Origin of the sequence: Oerskovia douganii, assembly GCF_015142735.1 — a bacterium.
Lineage (GTDB): Bacteria > Actinomycetota > Actinomycetes > Actinomycetales > Cellulomonadaceae > Oerskovia > Oerskovia douganii.
Window position 1 is genome coordinate 20,400 of record NZ_JACSPN010000030.1, and the last position, 13,505, is coordinate 33,904.

General features: G+C 74.2%; 13 protein-coding genes. 1 reads left to right on the plus strand and 12 read right to left on the minus strand.

Annotated elements, in window-relative coordinates:
- Positions 1-12: 12 nt before the first annotated feature.
- The 10 genes from trpB to H9623_RS17160 all read right to left on the minus strand — a co-directional run bounded on the left by trpB (position 13) and on the right by H9623_RS17160 (position 10,656).
- Positions 13-1,269, minus strand: coding sequence for a tryptophan synthase subunit beta (trpB, locus tag H9623_RS17115; protein WP_193721226.1), 1,257 nt, complete (start codon positions 1,267-1,269; stop codon positions 13-15).
- Positions 1,270-1,318: 49 nt separating this feature from the next.
- Entirely contained in the window at positions 1,319-2,131 is an 813-nt protein-coding gene (trpC, locus tag H9623_RS17120) for an indole-3-glycerol phosphate synthase TrpC (protein ID WP_193721227.1), read from the minus strand.
- Between the two features lie 197 nt (positions 2,132-2,328).
- Positions 2,329-2,811, minus strand: a complete 483-nt coding sequence (locus H9623_RS17125; RefSeq protein WP_193721228.1) for a DUF2752 domain-containing protein — start codon at positions 2,809-2,811, stop codon at positions 2,329-2,331.
- Between the two features lie 47 nt (positions 2,812-2,858).
- Positions 2,859-3,488 carry a DUF4190 domain-containing protein gene (locus H9623_RS17130; RefSeq protein ID WP_193721229.1) on the minus strand — a complete coding sequence of 210 codons (630 nt, stop codon included), beginning with the start codon at positions 3,486-3,488 and terminating at the stop codon, positions 2,859-2,861.
- Between the two features lie 136 nt (positions 3,489-3,624).
- Entirely contained in the window at positions 3,625-3,900 is a 276-nt protein-coding gene (locus tag H9623_RS17135; protein ID WP_193721230.1) for an HGxxPAAW family protein, read from the minus strand.
- Positions 3,901-3,979: 79 nt separating this feature from the next.
- Positions 3,980-4,729: a Trp biosynthesis-associated membrane protein gene (locus tag H9623_RS17140; protein WP_193721231.1), complete on the minus strand. Its 750-nt coding sequence runs from the start codon at positions 4,727-4,729 to the stop codon at positions 3,980-3,982.
- Positions 4,726-6,312, minus strand: coding sequence for an anthranilate synthase component I (locus H9623_RS17145; protein ID WP_321575510.1), 1,587 nt, complete (start codon positions 6,310-6,312; stop codon positions 4,726-4,728). Before H9623_RS17145 ends, H9623_RS17140 begins: the two co-directional genes overlap by 4 nt.
- Entirely contained in the window at positions 6,309-6,743 is a 435-nt protein-coding gene (gene hisI / locus H9623_RS17150; protein ID WP_407671980.1) for a phosphoribosyl-AMP cyclohydrolase, read from the minus strand. The genes H9623_RS17145 and hisI overlap by 4 nt, the downstream gene beginning before the upstream one ends.
- A gap of 104 nt (positions 6,744-6,847) precedes the next feature.
- The gene (locus H9623_RS17155) at positions 6,848-8,659 is read right to left on the minus strand and encodes an ABC transporter ATP-binding protein (RefSeq protein ID WP_321575513.1); all 1,812 of its coding nucleotides are present in this window, start codon (positions 8,657-8,659) and stop codon (positions 6,848-6,850) included.
- A gap of 107 nt (positions 8,660-8,766) precedes the next feature.
- Positions 8,767-10,656: an ABC transporter ATP-binding protein gene (locus H9623_RS17160; RefSeq protein ID WP_193721248.1), complete on the minus strand. Its 1,890-nt coding sequence runs from the start codon at positions 10,654-10,656 to the stop codon at positions 8,767-8,769.
- A 274-nt stretch (positions 10,657-10,930) separates the two neighbouring features.
- On the opposite strand from H9623_RS17160, the gene H9623_RS17165 reads away from it, so the two are divergent.
- Positions 10,931-11,710, plus strand: coding sequence for a TIGR03085 family metal-binding protein (locus H9623_RS17165; protein ID WP_193721233.1), 780 nt, complete (start codon positions 10,931-10,933; stop codon positions 11,708-11,710).
- 47 nt (positions 11,711-11,757) lie between these two features.
- On the opposite strand, the gene hisF is transcribed toward H9623_RS17165, so the two are convergent.
- Together hisF and H9623_RS17175 are read right to left on the minus strand one after the other, a co-directional pair.
- A complete protein-coding gene (gene hisF, locus H9623_RS17170) occupies positions 11,758-12,528 on the minus strand; it encodes an imidazole glycerol phosphate synthase subunit HisF (protein WP_193721234.1) in 771 nt (256 codons plus the stop codon).
- Positions 12,529-12,531: 3 nt separating this feature from the next.
- Positions 12,532-13,458 carry an FKBP-type peptidyl-prolyl cis-trans isomerase gene (locus H9623_RS17175; RefSeq protein ID WP_193721235.1) on the minus strand — a complete coding sequence of 309 codons (927 nt, stop codon included), beginning with the start codon at positions 13,456-13,458 and terminating at the stop codon, positions 12,532-12,534.
- Between the last annotated feature and the right edge of the window lie 47 nt (positions 13,459-13,505).

Genomic DNA, 13,505 nt, shown 5'->3' on the forward strand with positions numbered 1-13,505 from the left:
CGACGATCCCGCTCACAAGCTGCTCCCTTCGCCGTCGACCACGGTGTCCGCGTCGATCAGGTCGAACCACCGCGCCGCGGTCGCGACGTCCTTGTCCCCGCGGCCCGAGAGGTTCACCAGGATCACGGTGTCCTCCTTGCCCGCGGCCCGCGCCTCGCGCCCGATCCGGAGCGCACCGGCCAGCGCGTGCGCCGACTCGATCGCGGGGATGATGCCCTCGGTGCGGCACAGGAGGCGGAAGGCCTCCATGGCCTCGACGTCGGTCACGGGCTCGTACGTCGCCCGGCCCAGGTCGTGCAGCCAGGAGTGCGCCGGACCGACGCTCGGGTAGTCGAGGCCCGCGGAGATCGAGTGGCTGGGCAGGGTCTGGCCGTCCTCGTCCTGCATGAGGTAGGACCTCGCGCCGTGCAGGACGCCCGGGGCGCCGCCGCTGAAGCGGGCAGCGTGCCTGCCCGTCGGGACCCCCTCTCCCCCGGCCTCGAAGCCGTAGAGCGCGACGTCCTGGTCGTCGAGGAACGCGTTGAACAGGCCCATCGCGTTCGAGCCGCCTCCCACGCACGCCGCGAGCGCGTCGGGCAGGCGGCCGATGCGGTCGAGGATCTGGGCGCGCGCCTCCTCGCCGATGATGCGGTGGAAGTCGCGGACCATCTCCGGGAAGGGGTGCGGACCGGTGACCGTCCCCAGGAGGTAGTGCGTGGTGTCGACGTTGGCGACCCAGTCGCGAAGCGCCTCGTTGATCGCGTCCTTGAGGGTGCGCGACCCGATCGTGACGGGGACGACGGTCGCGCCGAGCAGGCGCATGCGCGCCACGTTCAGCGCCTGACGCTCGGTGTCCTCCTCGCCCATGTAGACGACGCACTCGAGGTCCATGAGCGCTGCGGCCGTCGCGGTCGCGACCCCGTGCTGGCCCGCACCGGTCTCCGCGATCACACGCTTCTTGCCCATGCGCTTGACGAGCAGCGCCTGGCCGAGGACGTTGTTGATCTTGTGCGACCCGGTGTGGTTGAGGTCCTCGCGCTTGAGGAAGACCCGGGCGCCGCCGGCGTGCTCGGCGAAGCGAGGCACCTCGGTGAGCGGGTTGGGGCGCCCCGTGTACTCGCGGTGAAGGCGGGCGAGCTCCTGCTGGAACGTCGGGTCGTCGACGGCCTTGCGGTACTCGGACTCGAGCTCGTCGAGCGCGGCGATCAGGGCCTCCGGGACGAAGCGTCCACCGAAGTCCCCGAAGTAGGGGCCCTGCTGGTTCTGCAGGGAAGATGATGCGTCGGGCACGCGGCCTGACCTCCTCGGTACGGGATGTGCGGGGTGTCGGGGGCTGGGCTCAGCGGCGGACGGACCAGAGCGAGGGGTGCGAACCGGCCGCGACCAGGTCGGCGACCGACGCGCGCGGGGCGGCGTCGGTGACGAGGGCCTCGCCCACGAGCACCCCGTGCGCGCCCGAGCGGGCGTAGTCCATGACGTCGTGCGGACCGCGCACGCCGGACTCGGCGATCCGGACGTACTCGTCGGGGATCGCGGGCGCGAGCCTCGCGAACGTCGTGCGGTCGACCTCGAGCGTCTTGAGATCGCGCGCGTTGACGCCGATCACGCGCGCACCGGCGTCGATCGCACGGCTGACCTCCTCGAGCGTGTGGACCTCGACGAGAGCCGTCATGCCGAGCGAGTGGACGCGCTCGACGAGGGAGGTCAGGACCGTCTGCTCGAGCGCCGCGACGATGAGCAGGACCAGGTCCGCACCGTGCGCGCGGGCCTCCCAGACCTGGTACGGCGTGACGACGAAGTCCTTGCGCAGGACAGGGATGTCGACCTTGCCGCGCACCGCGTCGAGGTCCGCGAGGCTCCCGTTGAACCGCCGCTGCTCGGTCAGGACCGAGATCACGGCGGCGCCGCCCTTCTCGTACTCCGAGGCGAGCGAGGCGGGGTCGGTGATCGCCGCCAGGTCCCCCTTGCTGGGGCTGGACCGCTTGACCTCGGCGATCACCGCGACGGCGTCCTCCGCCTTGAGCCGGCTGATGCAGTCGAGCGCTCCGTGGACGCGCGAGGCGCGTTCCTTCAGCTCGTCCAGGGTGGTCCTCGCCTGGCGCTCCGCCAGGTCCTCGCGGACTCCCGCGACGATGTCCTCCAGAACCGTCATGTGCCCTCTCCCCGTGCTCGTCGTCGACTCCGTGCCACGTGCGGTCCGCGGGGCCGTCTGCGGGGACCGTGACGAGTCACCGGCAGCATCTGTCCGCGAACCATTGACAGGGAGATACCTGCCATCGTAGGGCCGCCCGGGAGTGACCAGGGACACGTGTCATCTCGCGAGACGTGCCCCGGGGCCGCGCGGCGCGGTCACGAGGGCCCCAGGAACGGCACCAGGGCCGGGACGTTCCGTGCGATCCCGAAGCCGATCAGGACCACCAGACCGAGGATGCCGACCCACACGGGCACGGGCCGGGCCCGGGTGCCCCGCCACGACCGTCGGACCCACAGCGCCCAGGCCAGGACGAGGACGGGGACGACGAGCACCCACAGGGGGTTCATGGCCCACGCGCCGGCCAGGTCGCCCGTCGCGAGGTCGTGGGTCGCGCGCAGCCCGCCGCAGGCCGGGCAGGCCCACCCCGTGAGCGCGAGGAGGGGGCACAGCGGGTAGCCGCCCTCGTGCGGGTCCACGAGCGCGAGCACGAGCGTGGCCCCGGCCACGCCCGCCCCCACCGCGAGCGGCGCGCGCAGCGCACGCCACCCGGGCGGGTCCGGCACGGCAGGGGTCGACGACGGCTCCCCCGGCTGCTGCGCGGGGGACGGCGCCCGGGGGGACGCAGGTGGGTCCGACATCAGGGCGTCCCCTCGCCTGGTCCGCTCGCTCCTCAGGAGGTCGCCCCTCAGTAGTAGGAGGGGTCGAACTCCGCGGAGGCCACGCCGATGACCAGCAGGACCACGAAGACGATGATCGCGACGACCGACAGGGCGGAGGCGACCCAGCCGAGGATGACGCCCGCCTGCGCGAGCCCGCCGTTGTTCGCCTCGCCGGCCTCGACCGCTCGCTTGGCCTTGGTACCGACGATGATGGCCGGGATGCCCGTGAGGAACCCGCACGACAGGACGAACGACGCGATCCCCAGGACGAGGGCCCAGACGCCCAGGTCGTTGCGCGGGAAGTACCCGTACCCGCCCGGTGCGGCCGGCGCCGGGTAGGGAGACGCACCGTACGGTGCCTGGCCGGGGGCCCCGTAGCCGGGCTGCGCGGGCGGCGGGTACGACGTGTACCCGCCCTGCTCGCCGCCGTAGGGCGCGGAGCCCGAGGCGGGCTGACCCGTCGGGGCCGAGTACGGCGAGCCGGGCTGCTGCGGCGTCCCGGGGTACGCGGGATAGCCCGGTGCCGCGGGCGGCGCCTGGTCGGGGACGGGCGGCTGAGCCTGAGCGGGCTCGCCACCAGGCTGCTCGCCCGGGGTCCCCGCAGGCTCGCCCTCGGGGCGGTAGGGGTCGTTCGGCGGGGTGGGTGGGTAGCTCATGATCGGTCCTGCTCTCTACGAGGAGCCGTCAGCGGGCCGTGCGACGCCTGGCTGCTGCCGGTGGTACGACACGCGCCACGCACCCGGGAAGGTGCGCGGCGCGTGGAGGCACGTGCGGACTCTCGTCCGGAAGAGGTCAGTGCTGCGTCGAGGTCCGGGGCGTGACCCCGGGCTTCGGCTGGCCGTACCCCATGTTGCGCAGCACCGCGCCGCCGATCAGAGCCAGGACGACGATGCCCATGCCGACCCAGAAGAGCCAGACGAGCGGGAGGGCCACGGCGACGCCCGCGACGATCGCGCCGACGATGATGCCGATCATGGTGAACCAGGCCGCGACGGTGTGCCCGTGGTTCGTGGGAGGTGCCGACGGCGGCAGGTAGGAGATCTCGGTGGTCTGCGGCTTCTCGGCCATGGGGGTGTGCCTTTCGTCAAGATGTGCGCCCAGCCTATCGGACGCGGGTCGGTCTGTTCCTGCTGGCAGGGCGTGATGCTCAGCGATCGGTGGGGTCCTCGCCGCGGGTCAGCGAGTCCCAGGTCTCCTGCTCGTCAGGGCCGTCGTCCGCGCCGCCGTCGGTGCCCGTCGGGGACGTGACGCCCCCGCGGGCGTCGCCCGCACCGGTCGGGCGGCCGGTCGACCCGGCCCCGCTGGTGGTCGGGCCCGTCGTCGACGCGGCGTCGGGCCGGACGATCTCGTGGCGCGCCGAGACGCGGGCCCACGACGGCGAGGACACGCCCGTCCAGAGGGCCGCGACGACCACGAGCACGCCCACCGCGCACGCGACGTACGGCCAGGGCGTGAGCGTGATGCCGCTCGTCATGTCGGGTACGCCGGTCGCCTCGGCGACCGCGGTCCGGGCGGCCTGCGTCGGGTCGCGCAGGATCGCGGCGGCCGACGCGGCGACGACGACGCCGCTCGCGACGGTCACGGCCAGGACGAGCCACCGGCCGATCCGACCGACCAGGCCGAGGGCCAGGGCGCTGGCCACGACGACCAGCGCGCCCGCGCCGACGCCCGGCGCGGCCGACGTCCCGGTGACCTGGACCAGGACCTCGGCGTCGAGCGCCGTCGATCCGGACGTGCGCAGCCAGGTGGGCGCGGCCGCCGCGAGGGCGCCGGCCCCCAGCACGAGCAGCAGCAGGATCGCGCTGCGGCGCGCGAGGCGCCACGAGCGCGGCGCGCGAGGGGCGGGCGCCGCCCCCGGTGCCCCGGCGTCGCCCCCCGAGGGGCCGGCGCCGGTCACGACAGGCTCCGCAGCCGGGCCGCGAGCTGCACGGCGCGCACGGCGGCCGCGGCCTTGTTGCGCGACTCCTCGTACTCGAGAGCCGGGACCGAGTCGGCGACGATCCCGCCGCCCGCCTGGACGCTCGCGCGTCCGTCGCGGATGAGGGCCGTGCGGATCGCGATGGCCATGTCCATGTTGCCGTCGAAGTCGAAGTAGCCGACGGTCCCGCCGTAGATGCCGCGCGAGGCGGGCTCGAGCTCGTCGATCAGGGCGATAGCGCGCGGCTTGGGCGCACCGGAGAGCGTGCCCGCGGGGAACGTCGCACGGAGCACGTCGAGGGCCCGCGCCCCGGGGCGCAGGGTCCCGACGACGGTCGAGCACAGGTGCATGATGTGGCTGAACCGCTTGGTGGCCATGAACTCGACGACCTCGACCGACGAGGGCTCGCACACCTTCACGAGGTCGTTGCGCGAGAGGTCCACGAGCATGATGTGCTCGGCCCGCTCCTTGGGGTCGGCCAGCAGCTCCTCCCCCAGGGCGACGTCGTCCTCGGGAGTCGCGCCGCGCGGACGTGACCCGGCGATCGGGAACGTGACCACGTGCCCGTCGTCGACCTTGACGAGCGTCTCGGGGCTCGAGCCGACCACGGCGAAGTCCGAGCCGTCGGCGTCGGTGAGCTGGAAGTAGTACATGTACGGGCTCGGGTTGATGGTCCGCAGGGCCCGGTAGACGTCGAGCGGCGGCGCGGGGCAGTCGAGGTCGAGCCGCTGGGAGATCACGATCTGGAAGACCTCCCCGTCACGGATCGCGTCCTTGCCCGCGAGCACGGCGTCCTCGAACTCCTCGCGCGTCGAGCGGAACTCGAGCTCGGGCTCGGCGACGTCCACGACGACCGACGCGGAGGAGCCGCCTCCCGTCCCGGCCACGAGCTCGCCCTGCATGCGGTCGAGGCGCGCCACGGCGTCGGCATAGGCCTCGTCGACGCGCTCGTCGGTGTCGTCGAAGTTGATCGCGTTGGCCACGAGCCACACGCTGCCCTCGCGGTGGTCCACGACCGCGAGGTCCGTCGCGAGGCACAGCGTGACCTCGGGGACCCCCAGCTCGTCGGGCGCGTGCGCCGGCAGCGTCGGCTCCCAGTGGCGGACGACGTCCCAGCCCAGGGCGCCCGCGAGCCCGCCCGTGAGGGGCGGCAGACCGTCGATCGCGGGCGTGCTCAGGGCGTCGAGGGTGCGCTCGAGCACGTCGACGACGTCCCCCGTGGTGGGGACGCCCGCAGGGACGTCGCCCGTCCACACGGCCTGGCCGTCGCGCGCGGTCAGCGTCGCGCGCGACGCGACGCCCACGAACGAGTAGCGGGCCCAGGATCCGTCGACCTCGGCGGACTCCAGGACGAACGTGCCCGGGCGCCCCTGCGCGAGGGTGCGGTACAGGCCCACGGGCGTGACGTCGTCGGCCAGGAGACGACGGACCACCGGGACCACGCGGCGCGAGGCCGCGAGCGCACGGAAGCCCTCGACCGTGGGCCAGGTCTCGCCCCACGGGAGGCCCGCTGCGGGCACCACGGGGACGGGCGTGCTGGTCACGGGGGACGGTCCGGTCACTGCGTCTTCTCCTCGGAGGTCTCGGTCTGGGGGCGGTTCCCGACGACGGCGCCCAGGTCCCCGCCCGCCTCGAAGCAGGTCCGGGTACCCGTGTGGCACGCCGCGCCGACCTGGTCGGCACGGACGAGCAGCGCGTCGCCGTCGCAGTCGATCTGGACGGACTTGACCCACTGCGCGTGGCCCGACGTGTCGCCCTTGCGCCAGTACTCCTGCCGCGAGCGCGACCAGAACGTGACGCGGCCCGTCGTCAGCGTGCGGCGCAGCGCCTCGTCGTCCATCCAGCCGAGCATGAGCACCTCGCCCGTGTCGTGCTGCTGGACGATCGCGGCGACCAGCCCGTCCGCGTCGCGCTTGAGCCGCGCGGCGAGGTCCGCGGGCAGGATCGTGGCTGCGGCGTCGGGCTGGTCTGACGGGGCGGTGTTCCGGGGCACCCGAGAATCCTGCCAGATCCTCGGCGCGCGCGGGTCCGCGGTCCGTCCTGCGGCCCGTCGGTCGTCGTTCCCGGGCGCTGGCGCCTCGTCGTGCCGTGCGGGGCTCATCGGGTCTGCGCGACCCAGGACGCGTGCATCGACGCGTAGACGCCCCCCGCGGCCGCGAGCTCGGCGTGCGGCCCGACCTCCACGACGTGCCCCGCGTCGACCACGACCACGAGGTCGGCGGACTCCGCGGTCGACAGGCGGTGCGCGATCGTGATGGTGCTGCGGCCCGCGGTCAACGAGTCGAGGGCGCGCGCGATGCGTACCTCGGTCGCGGGGTCCACGGCCGAGGTCGCCTCGTCGAGCACGAGGAGGTCGGCGCCCGCGAGGTAGGCGCGCGTGATCGCGACGAGCTGGCGCTCCCCGGCGGACAGGGCCTCGCCGCGCTGCCCGACGGCGGAGCCCAGCCCGTCCGGCAGGTCCGCGACCCAGTCGGTCAGGCCGAGCTCGGCGACCGCGGCGTCGATGCGGTCGGCGTGCCGGGCCGCGGTCTGCCCCGGGGTCTCCCCCGCAGCGCCGCTCGCGGGGTCCCGCACGCCGTACGCGATGTTCTCGGCGAGCGTCCCGTCGAACAGGAACCCCTCCTGCGGGACGAGGACCACGCGCTCGCGCAGGCTCGCGGCCGACAGGTCGCGCAGGTCCACCCCGTCGAGCCGGACCGCGCCCGAGGTGGGGTCCATGAGGCGCGTGACGAGCTTGGCGATCGTGGTCTTGCCCGAGCCCGTGGCACCGACCACCGCGACCGAGGTCCGGGCCGGGAAGTCGAGGTCCACGCCGTGCAGCACCTCGGGTCCGTCGGGGTACGCGAACCGGACGTCCTCGAGCGTCACGCGGGCCGGGCCGCGCGGCGAGCGCACGCCCTGGTGGCCCTTGTCGACGACCTGGATCGGGGTCTCGACGACCGCGAGGACGCGGCGCCAGCCCGCGACGGCGTTCTGCAGCTCGTTGAGGATCTCGGTCGCCATCTGCACGGGCCCCGTGAAGAGCTGGACCAGGAAGAGGAACGCGAGGAGCTTGCCCGCCGTGATGGTCCCGTCGATGCCGAGCAGCGTGCCCACGACGACCACGGCCGCCAGGACCAGGTTCGCCACGAGGACGCCGCTCGAGAAGACCGTCGAGACGAGCTTCTGCGCCCGGACCATGCCCGTGCGCGTGCTCTCGACGGCCGCGTCGATCCGGCGCCCCGTGCGCTCCCCCACGCCGTAGGCGCGGATGGTCTCCGCACCCACGACCGACTCCGAGATCGCGCCCAGCATCGCGCCCACGCGCTCGCGCAGCGCGGTGTACGCCGCGTTGACGTGCTTCTGGGCGGGCCGCAGGATCAGGAAGAGCGGGACGAAGCACGCCCAGACGAGCAGCGTGAGCTGCCACGAGTAGAACGCCATGAGGATCGTGGCGGCGCCGATCTGCAGCACCGAGACGAGCAGCATGATGCCGCCCCACTGGACGAACAGCGAGATGGTGTCGACGTCGCTCGTGACGCGCGAGACGAGGGCTCCGCGGCGCTCGGTGCTCTGCGTGAGGACCGAGAGGTCGTGCACGTGGCGGAAAGCGCGCACGCGCAGGCTCGCGAGCCCGGCCTCGGTCGACCGGAAGAGGCGCACGTTGACCAGCGCCGAGCACAGGCCCGCGACCACCAGGACCAGGGCCGCGGCGCCGACGAGCAGCGTCACGCGGCTCGTGTCGGGGCCGCCGGGCGCCATGATGCCGGTGTCGACCGTCTGCTGGACCGCGATCGGCACGACGATGCGACCCAGCGCGGCCACGACCGCCAGGAGCAGCGTGACCCAGATCCCCTGGACGATCTCGGGGGACATCTGCACGCCCTTGCGCAGGGTCGCGAAGACACCGAGCGTGCTCGCCGAGGCGATGCGGGCGCCGGTCGCGTCCTCGACGACGACCTCGGGCGACGCCGCTCGGCGCCGGCGACGCCCACGGGGCTCGCCCGTCCCCGTCACGGGGGTGGCGCTCGTGGTGCTCACTCGGTCACCGTCCCTTCCTCGGTCTCGCGCACGATCTCGTCGGCCTCCTCCTGCTCGTACCGTTCGACGTCCTCGCGCTCGACCTCACCGCCGTCGAGCTCCGCGGCCTGCGCGCGCCGCTCGGCCTCGCGCTGGTAGGCCGTGGCGAGGTCCCGGTAGCCGGGGTCGCGCTCGAGGAGCTCGGCATGGGTCCCGACGTCGACCACGCGCCCCGACTCGACGTGGACCACCTGGTCCGCGAGCGCGACGCTCGACATGCGGTAGGCGACCATGACGACCGTGGGGTGGTCCGTCGTCGGGCGTGCGCTCGGGGCCGTGGGGCCCTCGCCGCGCAGGCCCGCCAGGATCTGCTGCTCCACGCGCGGGTCGACGGCGGAGGTCGCGTCGTCGAGGACCAGCAGCCGCGGGGAGCGCACGAGGGCGCGGGCGATCGTGAGCCGCTGGCGTTGCCCGCCGGACAGGTTCGAGCCGCGCTCGCCCAGGGGCGAGTCGAGCCCTCCCGGCAGGCGGGAGACGACGTCGTCGACCTTTGCCAGGCGCAGCGCGTCCCACACCTGCTCGTCCGTGGGGCCGACGCCCGCGTCGGCCAGCGTCACGTTGGAGCGGACCGTGTCCTCGAAGATGAACGTCGACTGCGCGACGAGCGCGACCTGGCCCGTGAGGTCGGACGCGAGCACCTCGCGCACGTCCACGCCGTCGATCAGCACCCGGCCGCGCGTCGGGTCGGACAGCCGCGCCAGGAGCGAGACGAGAGTGGTCTTGCCCGCCCCCGTCGGCCCGACGACCGCGACCGTGCGCCCCGGCGCCAGGTCGAGCTCGACGTCGTCGAGCAGGGTCACGTCGCGCCCGCCCGCACGGACGTCCACGCCCACGCCCTCGAACCGCACCGCGGCGCCGCCCGTCGCGGCGGGCAGGGGGCGGTCGCCCGCCGCCGGGATGCCCGGGGCGTCGAGCACGCTCGCGATGCGCTCGTACCCGACCAGGGCACGCGGCAGCTCGCCCAGGACCCAGCCGAACGCACGCACGGGGACCGCCATGATCGTCAGGAGGTACGCGGCCGTCACGACCTCACCGGTGTCGACCGCGCCCGCCGACACCCGGGCGGCCCCCACGCCGAGGACCAGGAGCGTGCCGAGCGAGGGCAGCAGCTCGATGACCGGGTCGAAGAACGCCCGGACCACGCCCACCCGGACGTTGGCCGCGCGCAGCTCGTCGGTCCGGGCCGCGAACCGGCTCTCCTCCCGCGCCTCGGTACCGAGCGACTTGACCAGCAGCGCGGCCTCGAAGCTCTCGTGCGCGACGTCCGCGACCTCGGCGCGCAGCTGCTGCGCGCGCGTGATCGCGGGCGACATGTACCGCTGGAAGACGACGTTGACCGCGACCGCGAGCGGGATCACGACGAGCGCGGCGCACGCGAGCCACACGTCGATGCGGAACAGCATGACCGCGGACACGCCGATCATGACGACCACGCCCAGGGCGAAGGGCAGCGGGTTGAACACCCCGGTCGCGGCCTCCACGTCGGAGCTCGCGTTCGACAGGAGCTGGCCGGCCGGGTGGGCGCGGTGCCAGGACATGGGCAGGCGCAGGTACTGGTGCGTGACCGCGGTGCGGTGGCGTGCCTGGATGTTCGCGTACCCGTAGCCCGCGAAGATCCGGCGCGCGGCGACCGTCAGCGCGAGCGTCACGGCGATGCCGACGAGCACGAGCCCCGCGACCCAGAGGTCCGCCCGCGCGTCCGCGTCGCCCGCGAGCGCCGGGACCACGACCTCGTCCGTGACGCGGCCGACCGCGAGGCTGATGCCCACGGTCGTCGCGCCGAACAGCGCCGACGCCCCGATCGCCAGGACGTAGATGCGCCACTCCGCACGCATGCCGCGCCCCATGAGCTGGAGCGAGCGGCGCGTGCGCGAACCGGTCAGCGCGTGCCGCTCGCGGCGCGCCGCGGGCGCGGTGGGTCGTGGCGTCGTGGACGCCGGGCGGGGGTGCGGGTGGGCAGCGGCCTGAGGACCCGGCACGTCGCCGACGGGCGCGTCCTGGGTCCGGGGCGGGGTGTTCGTGGGGGTGCTCCGGCGCGCGGACACGGACGATCCTCGTCTTTCGTGGGGTGGGCACGATCTTCTCACACGGGACACCGCCCACCCGTGCGAGCATGGCCGGATGCAGCCCACCACCCGGCACCCCCACGAGCGAGCCGCGCTCGTCCACGCCCTCACGCAGGCCGGCCCCGACGCCCCGACCCTCTGCGAGGGGTGGCGCACACGCCACCTCGCGGCGCACATGATCCTGCGCGAGCACCGTCCCTGGACGCAGGCGGGCGCCAACGGCGGCCCCCTGCACGACTGGTCCGAGGGCGCGCTGCAGGACCTGGCCGCGACCGCGCTCGAACCCGGCGGCTACGCCGCGCTCCTGGCCCGGGTCGAGGAGCAGCCTGCGGCCTGGAGCCCGTGGTCGTGGGCCGGGGACGTGGTCAACCTCACCGAGTACTTCGTGCACACCGAGGACGTGCGGCGCGGCACCTGGGTCGCGGGCCCGGGAGCCTCCCGGGGTGACGGGTCCACCGGGGTCGGAGCGGGCACGGCGGGCGCAGCGGGCACTGCGGGCACTGCGGGCGCAGGGGCCGACGTGCGTGCCCGCGACCTGCCGCCCGCGCTGCAGGACGCGCTCTGGAACCAGCTGCGCCTCGCGGCGCGCGCCTTCTACCGCAAGGCCCCGGTGGGCGTCGTCCTGGTCGTGCCCGGCGGACGGCGTGCCGCGGTCAAGGCACCGCCGAGCCGCCCGACGCCGGACGGGCGCCTCGGTGGGACGGTCGTCGTGACGGGCCCGGTCCCCGAGCTCGTCCTCCACGCGTTCGGGCGCGGCCGGCACGCCGGGGTGACGCTCCAGGGCGCTGCCGCCGACCGCGACGCGCTCGACGCGGTGGTGCCCGGACCTCGCTGAGTGGCGTGCCGCCGTCGGGCAGGGCTGCCCGACGGCGGCACCGCCCGTCAGCGGACCGGCAGACCCGCCTCGCGCATGTGCTCCTTGACGTCGCCGATCGTCAGCGTCCGGAAGTGGAACACGCTCGCGGCCAGGACCGCGTCCGCGCCGGCGCGGGCCGCCTCGACGAAGTGCTCCGACGTGCCCGCTCCCCCGCTCGCGATGAGCGGGACCTGCACCTGCGAGCGCACCGCGCCGAACATGTCCAGGTCGAACCCGGCCGTGGTGCCGTCGGCGTCCATCGAGTTCAGCAGGATCTCGCCCGCGCCCAGCTCGGCCGCGCGCACGGCCCACTCGACCGCGTCGATCCCGGTCCCCCGGCGCCCGCCGTGCGTGGTGACCTCGAAGCCCGACGGTGTCCGCGTCTCGCCGCTCACGCGCCGCGCGTCGACCGAGAGCACCAGGACCTGGCTGCCGAAGCGGTCGGCGATCTCCGCGATGAGCTCGGGGCGCGCGATCGCCGCGGTGTTCACCCCGACCTTGTCCGCGCCAGCCCGCAGCAGCTTGTCGACGTCGTCGGTCGTGCGCACGCCCCCACCGACCGTGAGCGGCACGAAGACCTGCTCCGCGGTCCGACGCACCACGTCGTACGTGGTCTCCCGGTTCCCCGACGAGGCCGAGACGTCGAGGAACGTGATCTCGTCCGCCCCCTCTGCGTCGTAGCGCGCCGCGAGCTCGACGGGGTCGCCCGCGTCGCGCAGGTTCTCGAAGTTGACCCCCTTGACGACGCGCCCCGCGTCGACGTCGAGGCAAGGGATGACACGGACCGTGACCGACATGAGCTACTGACCTTCCGTCTGACCTTCTTGGCCCGGCGTCTCGTCGACCACCGGGAAGTGTGCGTCCAGGATGTCCACCACGTACACGAGCGTCTCGTCGGCGTAGGAACGGCCCGTGCCCGCGTACGCGAGGGCGGGCGGGACGACCAGCAGCACCTGGCTGCCGACGCTCTGCTCCAGGAGACCCTGCTCCCAGCCCTCGATGATCTGCCCGATCCCGATCATGGTCGACGCGGGCTGGGTGCCCCCCGTCCAGTTCGAGTCGAAGACCTCGCCCGACGACCACGAGACCCCGGTGAAGCGGACCGTGATGACCTGCCCGGCCTCGACCTGGACGCCGCCACCCCGCACGAGCGGCTGCACGACCAGGTCGCCGGGAGGGGCCGAGTCGGCAGGGATCGTGATCGTGGGCGCCCCCTCCTCGTCGAGCGTCACGACGGGCAGCCCCGCGACGGGAGGGATCACCTCTCCCGACGCCCTGGTCGGGAGCAGGTCGACGACCAGGACCAGGGGCACGTCGTTCGCCTCCTCCAGGTACACCAGCCGCGCGCCGACACGCTGGCCGACCAGGAGGTCGACGATCTGCGACCCCGTCCCCTCGTCGGTGAGCTCGAGCGTCTGCGGGGCGTCGGTGTAGGTGTTCTGGAGCACCGTCCCGTCGCGCCCGTCGATCGCGTACATGTTCACGAGGACGCCCTGACCCTCGACGACCTGCGCCCCGGTCCCCGGGACCACCACCTCGCCGCGCTCCTTGGGGACGCTCAGCGGCTGCTCGAACTCGACCACGGGAGGCTCCCCGATCAGGCCCGTGACGGTGACCTCGGTGTTGGCGTCCGGCTCCTCGCGCTCGGGCAGCTCGGAGCAGGCCGTGGTGGCCAGCGCGAGCGCCAGGACGACGACGACGGACGGCCGGTGGTGCTGGCGACGCACGAAGCTCCTCGGAACGAGCGGGGGACGGGGTGCCACCACCCTAACGG

Bases quoted from the DNA above. Each gene is read 5' to 3' on its own strand.
- H9623_RS17160 (WP_193721248.1), bottom strand. From the start codon at position 10,656: ATGGGGCGCGGCATGCGTGCGGAGTGGCGCATCTACGTCCTGGCGATC.
- H9623_RS17130 (WP_193721229.1), bottom strand. From the start codon at position 3,488: ATGAGCTACCCACCCACCCCGCCGAACGACCCCTACCGCCCCGAGGGC.
- trpC (WP_193721227.1), bottom strand. From the start codon at position 2,131: ATGACGGTTCTGGAGGACATCGTCGCGGGAGTCCGCGAGGACCTGGCG.
- H9623_RS17135 (WP_193721230.1), bottom strand. From the start codon at position 3,900: ATGGCCGAGAAGCCGCAGACCACCGAGATCTCCTACCTGCCGCCGTCG.
- hisF (WP_193721234.1), bottom strand. From the start codon at position 12,528: ATGTCGGTCACGGTCCGTGTCATCCCTTGCCTCGACGTCGACGCGGGG.
- H9623_RS17165 (WP_193721233.1), top strand. From the start codon at position 10,931: ATGCAGCCCACCACCCGGCACCCCCACGAGCGAGCCGCGCTCGTCCAC.
- H9623_RS17125 (WP_193721228.1), bottom strand. From the start codon at position 2,811: ATGTCGGACCCACCTGCGTCCCCCCGGGCGCCGTCCCCCGCGCAGCAG.